The 9,352-nt window shown below is 65.0% G+C and carries 12 protein-coding genes; 3 read left to right on the top strand and 9 right to left on the bottom strand.

The genetic code is table 11. The annotated features are described in order from the left end of the window. Positions 1–78: 78 nt before the first annotated feature. From GGQ64_RS01165 to GGQ64_RS01155, 3 genes are read left to right on the top strand one after another with little or no spacing between them, the layout of a single operon-like run. Positions 79–1,005 carry a glutaminase gene (locus tag GGQ64_RS01165; protein ID WP_183798011.1) on the top strand — a complete coding sequence of 309 codons (927 nt, stop codon included), beginning with the start codon at positions 79–81 and terminating at the stop codon, positions 1,003–1,005. A 55-nt stretch (positions 1,006–1,060) separates the two neighbouring features. Beyond that, positions 1,061–1,933, top strand: a complete 873-nt coding sequence (ttcA, locus tag GGQ64_RS01160; RefSeq protein ID WP_183798010.1) for a tRNA 2-thiocytidine(32) synthetase TtcA — start codon at positions 1,061–1,063, stop codon at positions 1,931–1,933. Next, positions 1,917–2,744 (top strand): inositol monophosphatase family protein, encoded by an 828-nt coding sequence (locus tag GGQ64_RS01155; RefSeq protein WP_183798008.1) that lies wholly within the window; start codon positions 1,917–1,919, stop codon positions 2,742–2,744. Before ttcA ends, GGQ64_RS01155 begins: the two co-directional genes overlap by 17 nt. 125 nt (positions 2,745–2,869) lie before the next feature. Here the strand turns inward: GGQ64_RS01155 and GGQ64_RS01150 are convergent, their stop codons facing one another. From GGQ64_RS01150 to GGQ64_RS01110, 9 genes are all read right to left on the bottom strand, one after another. Continuing rightward, positions 2,870–4,078, bottom strand: coding sequence for a multidrug effflux MFS transporter (locus tag GGQ64_RS01150; RefSeq protein ID WP_183799091.1), 1,209 nt, complete (start codon positions 4,076–4,078; stop codon positions 2,870–2,872). 123 nt (positions 4,079–4,201) lie between these two features. Continuing rightward, entirely contained in the window at positions 4,202–4,537 is a 336-nt protein-coding gene (gene grxD / locus GGQ64_RS01145) for a Grx4 family monothiol glutaredoxin (protein ID WP_183798006.1), read from the bottom strand. Positions 4,538–4,665: 128 nt separating this feature from the next. Then, complete coding sequence (locus GGQ64_RS01140; RefSeq protein WP_183798004.1) at positions 4,666–4,905, bottom strand: hypothetical protein; 240 nt, start codon at positions 4,903–4,905, stop codon at positions 4,666–4,668. Positions 4,906–4,915: 10 nt separating this feature from the next. Further along, positions 4,916–5,149 carry a BolA/IbaG family iron-sulfur metabolism protein gene (locus GGQ64_RS01135; protein ID WP_112599856.1) on the bottom strand — a complete coding sequence of 78 codons (234 nt, stop codon included), beginning with the start codon at positions 5,147–5,149 and terminating at the stop codon, positions 4,916–4,918. Between the two features lie 22 nt (positions 5,150–5,171). Continuing rightward, a complete protein-coding gene (purL, locus tag GGQ64_RS01130; RefSeq protein ID WP_183798002.1) occupies positions 5,172–7,409 on the bottom strand; it encodes a phosphoribosylformylglycinamidine synthase subunit PurL in 2,238 nt (745 codons plus the stop codon). A 110-nt stretch (positions 7,410–7,519) separates the two neighbouring features. Beyond that, positions 7,520–7,867 (bottom strand): arsenate reductase (glutaredoxin), encoded by a 348-nt coding sequence (gene arsC, locus GGQ64_RS01125; RefSeq protein WP_183798001.1) that lies wholly within the window; start codon positions 7,865–7,867, stop codon positions 7,520–7,522. Positions 7,868–7,960: 93 nt separating this feature from the next. Beyond that, complete coding sequence (locus tag GGQ64_RS01120; protein ID WP_183797999.1) at positions 7,961–8,365, bottom strand: hypothetical protein; 405 nt, start codon at positions 8,363–8,365, stop codon at positions 7,961–7,963. 46 nt (positions 8,366–8,411) lie between these two features. Continuing rightward, on the bottom strand, positions 8,412–9,086 hold the full coding sequence (purQ, locus tag GGQ64_RS01115; RefSeq protein ID WP_183797997.1) for a phosphoribosylformylglycinamidine synthase subunit PurQ: 675 nt from the start codon (positions 9,084–9,086) through the stop codon (positions 8,412–8,414). Then, positions 9,083–9,340 carry a hypothetical protein gene (locus GGQ64_RS01110; RefSeq protein ID WP_183797995.1) on the bottom strand — a complete coding sequence of 86 codons (258 nt, stop codon included), beginning with the start codon at positions 9,338–9,340 and terminating at the stop codon, positions 9,083–9,085. Before GGQ64_RS01110 ends, purQ begins: the two co-directional genes overlap by 4 nt. Positions 9,341–9,352 lie beyond the last annotated feature (12 nt).

Raw genomic sequence — 9,352 nt, 5'->3', positions numbered from 1 at the left:
CGAGCCTGCCGATTGCGAGAGCCGCCCCGAAACGGGCGGCTTTTTCGTCTTTAGGGAGTTGTTGCCGGAGGATCGCGCATGCCTGACCTGCAGACGATCGTGGCCGATATCCACCGCGAACTTTCGCCGCGGTTCGGCGAGGGGCGGCTGCCCGACTATATTCCGCAGCTGGCGCGGGTGGCGCCCGACCGGTTCGGCCTGGCCGTGGTGACCGTGGACGGTGCCGTCCATCTTGCCGGCGATGCGGATGCCGCCTTTTCCATCCAGAGCATCTCGAAGGTGTTCACGCTGACGATCGCGCTCGGAAAGCATGGCGATGCGATCTGGAAGCGGGTGGGACGCGAGCCTTCGGGCTCTGCCTTCAACTCCATCGTACAGCTCGAACGGGAGGAGGGAATTCCGCGCAATCCGTTCATCAATGCCGGGGCGATCGCGATCAGCGACCTCCTGCTTGCCGGCCATCCGCCGAAGGAAGCGATCGGCGAAATCCTGCGCTTCGTGCGGTATCTTGCCGACGAGGAGGAGATCGTCATCGACGGCGAGGTTGCCCGCTCGGAGGCGGCGACGGGCTACAGGAATGCCGCACTCGCCAATTTCATGCGCTCCTTCGACCGGCTGATCCATCCGGTCGAGCACGTGCTCGGCGTCTATTTCCACCAGTGCGCGATCGCCATGAGCCGGCAGCTCGCCAGGGCGGGGCTTTACCTCGCTGCCGGCGGCACCAACCCGCTGACCGGCCACCGCGTCGTCTCACCCCAGCGGGCGCGGCGCATCAATGCGCTGATGCTGACCTGCGGGCACTATGACGGTTCGGGCGATTTCGCCTACCATGTCGGTCTGCCGGGCAAGAGCGGTGTCGGCGGCGGCATCCTGGCGATCGCACCCGGCAAGGCTTCGATCGCCGTCTGGTCGCCCGGCCTGAACGATGTCGGCAATTCCGCTCTTGGCACGATCGCGCTGGAAATGCTGGCTGCCCGCACCGGCTGGTCGGTTTTTGGTGCTTGATTGTGCCGCCCGTTCGGGGCATTGCAACCTCGACGATGTGACCACGGAAGTTCCGATGACGCTTGCGCTCAAGACCGACGACGATGCCGACGACGGCGGCCAGCGCCATCCGCTGTTTACTGACGCGCCGCAGTCGGTCTCCTTCAACAAGCTGCGCAAGCGGCTGCTGCGGCAGGTCCGTCAGGCGTTCGAGGACTTTTCCATGCTGAAGGGGCAGACGCGCTGGCTGGTGGGCGTCTCGGGCGGCAAGGACAGCTACGGCCTGCTGGCGCTGCTGATGGACCTGCAATGGCGCGGCCTGCTGCCGGTGGAACTGATCGCCTGCAATCTCGACCAGGGCCAGCCGAATTTTCCGAAGCACATCCTGCCCGACTACCTGTCCTCGATCGGGATCAGGCACCGCATCGAGTATCGCGACACCTATTCGGTGGTGAAGGAGAAGGTTCCGGCGGGGGCGACCTACTGCTCGCTGTGCTCGCGGCTCCGGCGCGGCAATCTCTACCGCATCGCCCGCGAGGAGGGCTGCGACGCGTTGGTGCTCGGCCATCACCGCGAGGATATCCTCGAGACCTTCTTCATGAACTTCTTCCACGGCGGCCGGCTCGCCTCGATGCCGGCGAAGCTCGTCAACGACGAGGGCGACCTGATGGTGCTGCGCCCGCTCGCCTATGCGGCCGAGGACGACCTTGCCAGGTTCGCGGCCGCCATGCGGTTTCCGATCATCCCGTGCGACCTGTGCGGCTCGCAGGACGGCCTGCAGCGCAATGCGATGAAGGCGATGCTCGCCGACATCGAGGCGCGCATGCCGGGCCGCAAGGACACGATGCTGCGGGCGCTTTCGCATGTGAACCCGTCGCACCTGCTCGATCCCGCACTCTTCGATTTTTCCTCCCTCACGACGGTGCCTTCAAATGACGACCAGCTTTGACATCAATGCCCTTGCCTTCCTCCTCAGCCAGGCGGCCGAGGTCGAGATCCGCCCGCGCTTCCGCGCGCTCGCCGACGGCGACGTCCGCATCAAGACCAGCGCGATCGACCTCGTGACCGAGGCAGACGAGGCCGCCGAACGCTTCATCAAGGCGGGCATGGACGCGGTTCTGCCGGGCGCCCTGTTCGTCGGCGAGGAAAGCGTCGCCGCCGATCCGGCGCTGCTGCCGAAGCTCGCCGAGGCCGACCTCGCCGTCGTGGTCGATCCGATCGACGGCACCTTCAACTTTGCAGCCGGCGTGCCGCTCTTCGGCGTGATGGCATCCGTGATCGCCGGCGGCGAGACGATCGCCGGCGTCATCTACGATCCGATGGGCGACGACTTCGTGCTGGCGGAAAAGGGCGCCGGCGCCTGGCAGACCGGTGGGAACCGTCCCGCCGTCCGCCTGAAGGCTGCCGCCCCGGTCGCGCTGGAGGACATGACCGGCATGGCCTCCACCGGCTTCCTTTCGCCGGAAAAGCGCGCCGGCGTGATGGCGAACCTCGCCAAGGTCGCCTTCGCCTCCAACTATCGCTGCGCCGCGCACGAATACCGCACCTTCGCCGCCGGCCACGTGCACTACCTGATGTACAACAAGCTGATGCCCTGGGATCACCTGGCCGGCACGCTGATCAGCCAGGAGGCCGGTGCCTTCGCCGCCCGCTTCGACGGTTCGGCGTACGAGCCCCGCCATGTCGAGGGCGGGCTGTTGCTGGCGCCGGATCGGGAGAGCTGGGAGATGATGCGGCGCGAGGTGTTCGTCGTCGACTGAGCGGCGGCGCGAGAATAAAGCATGTCGCGCAAAAGTGTGCAGCGGTTTTGCGACTACGACATGCGCAAGACAAAGGGCCGGACGAGCGATCGTCCGGCCCTTTTCATATCTGTCTGCCGCAAGGCTCAGATCGCCGGATTGTGTGGCTGGAACAGCTTGCCGCGCTCGGCGATCAGCACGAAGACCAGGCCGATGATCGACAGAATGAAGAAGCCGGAGACCAGCGGCACGGCAGTGCCGTTGAAGGACTGGCCGATGAGGCCGCCGATGACGGCGCCGCCGGCAGTCCCCATGAAGCCGAGCACGGAGGAGGCGGTGCCGGCGACATGGCCGAGCGGCTCCATGGCGAGTGAGTTGAAGTTGGAGCCGATCCAGCCGAACTGGAACATCGACACGGCAAACAGCACGATGAAGGCGGCGAAGGGCAGGTGGTGGTCTTGCGCGGTGAGCGTCAGCACCAGCCAGAGGCCGTTGACGGCGAGAAAGCCGAGCAGTGCCCCGTGGGAAAGCCGACGCATGCCGAAGCGGCCGACGAGGCGGGAGTTGACGAAGGACGAAAGGGCCATGAAGGCGGCGACGCCGGCAAAGGCCACGGGGAACCAGACGCCGAGTCCGTAGACGCCGACATAGATCTGCTGGGCGGAATTGATGAAGCCGAACAGCGCGCCGAAGATGAAGGTGCTCGCCAGCGTGTAACAGAGAGCCACCCGGTTGGTCAGGACGATCTTGAACCCTCCCAGGATGGACGCCGGCGTGAACGGGCGGACGTCTTCCGGCGCCAGCGTCTCCGGCAGCCGCAGGTACATCCAGGCGCCGACCACAGCGGCGATGACGCCCATGAAGATGAAGATCAGGTGCCAGTCGCCGAAGAGCATGACGACCTGGCCGGTGCCGGGTGCCAGCACCGGAACGACCATGAAGACCATCATGATCAGCGACATGATCTCGGCCATGGCGCGGCCACCATAGATGTCGCGTACGATCGAGATGGTGATCACGCGCATGGCCGCCGAGCCGATGCCCTGGACGAAGCGCAGCACCAGCAGGGCTGTGAAGGAGGGCACGACGACGGCTGCAAGTGCGGAGACGATGTAGATGCCGAGGCCGACGAACATCGGTATGCGGCGACCGAAGCGGTCGGAAACCGGTCCGTAGAAGAGCTGGGCACAGGCGAAGCCGATCAGATAGGCTGAGATGACGTACTGACGATGGTTCTCGTTGACGACGCCGAGGCTGGCGCCGATCTCCTGCAGGCCTGGCAGCATGATATCGATGGCGAGCGCATTCAGCGCCATCAACATCGCCATGAGGCCGATGAACTCACCTTTGCCCATGCCGTTGAGGCGTCTGGACGCCTCGGGTGAAATAGCAGTCATGATGAAATTCCAAAAAATGAGAGAAGGCGCCGTGGGTAGCGGCGCCTTGTAACGATTTGATGATGTGATGCGGCTGGGGCGTCAGGCGGCGCCCTTGACCGCAATTCCCTGCGCCTGCAGATGCGACTGCAACTCGCCGGACTGGAACATCTCGCGGACGATATCGCAGCCGCCGACGAACTCGCCCTTGACGTAGAGCTGGGGAATGGTCGGCCAGTTGGAATAGTCCTTGATGCCCTGGCGCAGGTCGGCATCTGCCAGAACGTTGACGCCCTTGTAGTCGACGCCGACATAGTCGAGGATCTGCACCACCTGGCCGGAGAACCCACACTGCGGGAACTGCGGGGTGCCCTTCATGAAGACGACGACGTCGTTGTTCTTGACTTCGTTGTCGATGAAATCGTTGATGCCACTCATAGTCCGGTTCCTTTCCCGTCCGGGTTCAAGGTCCGGACTGCGTTGCCCCTAGATAGCATGCGCAAGGCGATTTTCCATCACCCTGCGCTGAATTGTTCCATCAATTGTGCTGATGATCGGCCGCCGGATCAACCGGTGCGGCGCTGTCTGCTGCGGGAGGCGCCGGTCCGGCGGCGGCTGACCTGCTTGCGGGCGGGCTTCTTCTTCAGCGCCGCCTCGACGATGTCGGCGATGAGGCCGCCGGACTTGGCTTTCGTCGTGCGGCGGCGCGTGCGCCTGGTGGTCTTCTTCACGCCGGTCTTCTTCAGCACCTCCTTGAGGGCGCTGCTGACGACTCCGGAGACGAAATCCTCGATCAGGCTGGCCATCGGGGGCGTCTCACTCCGGCGCAGAGGTCTGGAGGGCGAGCGCGTGCAGGATGCCGCCCATGTTTCCCTTGAGCGCGTTGTAGACCATCTGGTGCTGCTGGACGCGGGTCTTGCCGCGGAAGGCTTCCGCGACGACCTCTGCGGCATAGTGATCCCCATCGCCTGCCAGATCGCGGATCGTGACCTTGGCTCCGGGGATCCCAGCCTTGATCATGTCTTCGATTTCACCTGGTGCCATGGGCATATTGCGTGCTCCCTTTCTTGTTCTATTCGGCGGCGGCTGCGGCGTTCGAGCTGCCATCCATGAAATCAGGGAACCACGATTCATGGGTGTCGCGCAATTGTTCAATCGACACCCGCAGCAGATCGTCGATGACGAGGTCGGTGCCGCCGACCGTGCCGAGCCGCCGGAACGGCACGCCGGCCCCTTCCGTATTGGCGCAGAGGAAGTTCGCCATGTCGGCGGGCATGGCGACGACATAGCGCGCCTGGTCCTCGCCGAAGAGCAGCGCATGCGCCGGGCCGTTGCAATCCTTCAGGCTGATCTCCATACCCTTGCCCGAAGCCATTGCCATCTCGGCAAGTGCTACCGCCAGGCCGCCGGAGGATATGTCGTGGCAGGCGGAGAACTGGCCGTTGCGGATCGCCGAGCGGACGAAGTCGCCGTTGCGGCGCTCGATCACGAGATCGACTTCCGGCGCCGGGCCATCGACGATGCCGAGCACGTCGCGCAGGTAGACCGACTGGCCGAGATGGCTGCCGTCCGCGCCGATCAGCACGATCTGGTCGCCCGCGTTGGCGCCGCCGATCCTGGCCATGGTCGACCAGTCGGGCAGGAGGCCGACGCCGGCGATCGTGGGTGTCGGCAGGATCGCCACGCCGTTGGTCTCGTTGTAGAGCGAGACGTTGCCGGAGACGATCGGGAAGTCGAGCGCGCGGCAGGCCTCGCCGATGCCCTGGATGGCCTTGACGAACTGGCCCATCGTGTCCGGCTTTTCCGGGTTGCCGAAATTGAGGTTGTCGGTGGCCGCCAGCGGCTCGGCGCCGGTTGCGGTGATGTTGCGCCAGCATTCGGCGACCGCCTGCTTGCCGCCCTCGAACGGATCGGCCTCGACGTAGCGCGGGGTGACGTCTGAGGAGAAGGCGAGCGCCTTGGTCGGATGGCCCTCGACGCGGACGACACCGGCGTCGCCGCCGGGGATCTGCAGCGAATTGCCCTGGATCAGCGTGTCGTACTGCTCGTAGACCCAGCGGCGGCTGGACTGGTTCGGCGAGCCGACGAGCTTCAGCAGCGCCAGGCCGTAGTCGTTGGGCTCGGCGACGAGAGAAGCGGGCAGGGGCGCCGGCTTGCCGGGCTCGCGCCACGGACGGTCGTATTCGGGGGCCTGGTCGCCCAGATCCTTGATCGGCAGGTTCGCCACTTCCTCGCCCTGATGGAGGATGCGGAAACGCAGGTCGTCGGTGGTATGGCCGACGATCGCAAAATCGAGGCCCCACTTGACGAAGATTGCCTTGGCAACCTCTTCCCTCTCCGGCTCCAGGACCATGAGCATGCGCTCCTGGCTTTCCGACAGCATCATCTCGTAGGCCGTCATACGGTCTTCGCGGACCGGCACGAGGTCGAGGTTGAGCTCGATGCCGAGGTCGCCCTTGGCGCCCATCTCGACGGCCGAACAGGTCAGCCCGGCAGCCCCCATATCCTGGATGGCGATGACCGCGCCGGTCTTCATCAGTTCCAGGCAGGCTTCCAGCAGGCACTTCTCGGTGAAGGGGTCGCCGACCTGAACGGTCGGGCGCTTCTCCTCGATGGATTCGTCGAACTCGGCCGACGCCATGGTCGCGCCGCCGACGCCGTCACGGCCGGTCTTGGCGCCGAGATAGACGACGGGCAAGCCGACGCCCTTGGCCTCGGACAGGAAGATCGCGTCGGACTTGGCGAGGCCTGCGGCAAAGGCGTTGACGAGGATGTTGCCGTTGTAGCGCGGATCGAACTCGACCTCGCCGCCGACAGTGGGAACGCCGAAGGAGTTGCCGTAGCCGCCGACGCCGGCGACGACGCCGGATACCAGGTGGCGGGTCTTGGGATGGTCAGGCGCGCCGAAGCGGAGTGCGTTCATGGCGGCGATCGGACGCGCGCCCATGGTGAAGACGTCGCGCAGGATGCCGCCGACGCCGGTGGCAGCACCCTGGTAGGGCTCGATATAGGAGGGGTGGTTGTGGCTCTCCATCTTGAAGACGACGACGTCGCCATCGTCGATGTCGACCACGCCGGCATTCTCGCCCGGACCCTGGATGACGCGCGGGCCCTTCGTCGGCAGCGTGCGCAGCCATTTCTTGGACGACTTGTAGGAGCAATGCTCGTTCCACATGGCCGAGAAGATACCGAGTTCGGTAAACGTCGGTTCGCGGCCGATCAGTGACAGGATGCGCTCATACTCATCCGGCTTCAGCCCGTGGGCGGCGATAAGCTCCGGGGTGATAGGGCGGCTGTTGGAGATGGTCATCGTCTCTCGTCTTGTCCGTGAGGTGAGGGCTTTGCGGTTTCTTTAGCGCAAGCGGCAGCACGGCGCGACAGGAAAATGCCCGCTTCAACAAGGTGGCGTAGCGGGAAAGCTCAGAGGATCTCGTCCAGCTTCTCTACCGGGCGGCAGAGGCGGGCACCCTTCCTCGTCATGACGATCGGCCGCTCGATCAGGATCGGGTTGGCCAGCATGGCGTCCATGATCTCGCGGTCGGAACGCTGCGGGTCGAGCAGGCCGAGCGCGCGGGCCAGCGGCTCCTTCGTCCGCAGGATGTCGCGCGGTTCGGCCTCCATCGCCATCAGGATGCCGAGCAGTTCCTCCCGTGTCGGCGGGTTCTTCAGGTACTCGACGATCTCCGGCTCCTGGCCGGTGTCGCGGATCCTGGCCAGGACGTTTCGGGAGATGGAGCAGCGGGGATTGTGCAGAATCTGAATGGTCATGAAGGCGGTAAACGAGATCGCGTCGGGAAAGGTTCCCGGCGCCGGGCTACTGTTGTGAAGGAAGATGGGTGGATACGGAGGCGGGGCGCCGGATCAGCTGCAGCCGGTGCCGCCTGCCGCCCAGCGCTTGACGTCGGCGGCAACGCGGCCGGATACCGGTTCGTCCATCAGCGGGCCGAAGGCGCTGAGTTTTGCCGGGTGGCCTTCCGCCTGCACGACGAGGAGCGGGCGGGATTCGGGCGAACGGCGAGGGACGACGAGGATGCGCGGCTTGCCGGAGAAGGAGTTCAGTTCCGGCGCGAGGCGATAGGTCTTGAAGGCGGCATCGCCCGACTTGAACCAGCAGGAATTGGCGCCGAGCGCGATCCGTTCCATCGTCGGAAGTGCTGCCGAATTCGCCTTGGGCGCGGGCGGGGCTGATTGGCAGGCGACGACGAGGACGGAGACGGTCGTAACGGCAGCCGCATTGAGGGCCGCGGAGAGGGAAAAGGGGCGCATGAAGGGACTTTCAGACGGGACAGGCGCCCTTGATAGAGGCTGATGGTTAAGCGGCGATGACGTCGAGGGCGGAGGCGAACAGGCCGCGTCCGTCGGAACCGCCATGAGCGGCCTCGATCAGGTTTTCCGGGTGCGGCATCATGCCGAGCACGTTGCCCTTCTCGTTGATCACGCCGGCGATGTCGTTCATCGAACCGTTCGGGTTGGTGCCCTCGGCATAGCGGAACACGACCTGTCCGTTGCCCTCGATCTTCGCCATCGTCTCGGGGTCGGCAAAATAGTTGCCGTCGTGATGGGCGACCGGGCAGCGCAGGACCTGGCCCTGGGCGTAGGCGCTGGTGAAGGCCGTATCGGCGTTCGCCACCTCCAGCCTGATCTCCCGGCAGACGAACTTCAGCGAGGCATTGCGCATCAGCGCGCCTGGCAGCATGCCGGCCTCGAGCAGGATCTGGAAGCCGTTGCAGACGCCGAGGACCTTCACGCCCGCATCCGCCTTGGCCTTGATCGCCTGCATCACCGGCATCCGGGCCGCGATCGCGCCGCAGCGCAGGTAGTCGCCATAGGAGAAGCCGCCGGGGATGACGATCAGGTCGACGCCGGCCGGGATCTCCGTCTCCGTCTGCCAGACGGTCACGGGCGCCTTGCCGCCGATCTTGGTCAGCGCCGCGATCATGTCGCGGTCACGGTTCAGGCCTGGAAGCTGGACGACGGCTGACTTCATGGGTGTGGCTCAAACTTTGCCTGGGCCTCTGCGAGTTCACGCAATTCGAGGCGGTTGTCGATACGGTCTAGGCGTTGGTCAACGCGGTCGAGGCGCATGTAGATCTGATGAACGTCCTGCTGCATGGAGACCATTACGCCGCGCATGTTGATCATTTCGCTTCGAAGATCGGACATGCTGCCATCCAGCTTGTCCATCCGAACATGCATCTTCTTCAGCAGTTCATAAATCAGATCACCGTCAATCTCGGCCATTCGTCCGCTCCT

Source organism: Mycoplana azooxidifex, from assembly GCF_014196765.1.
Taxonomy (GTDB): Bacteria; Pseudomonadota; Alphaproteobacteria; order Rhizobiales; family Rhizobiaceae; genus Mycoplana; species Mycoplana azooxidifex.
The sequence above is the reverse complement of the archived record's forward strand: the minus strand, read 5'-3'. Positions and strand labels throughout refer to the sequence as shown.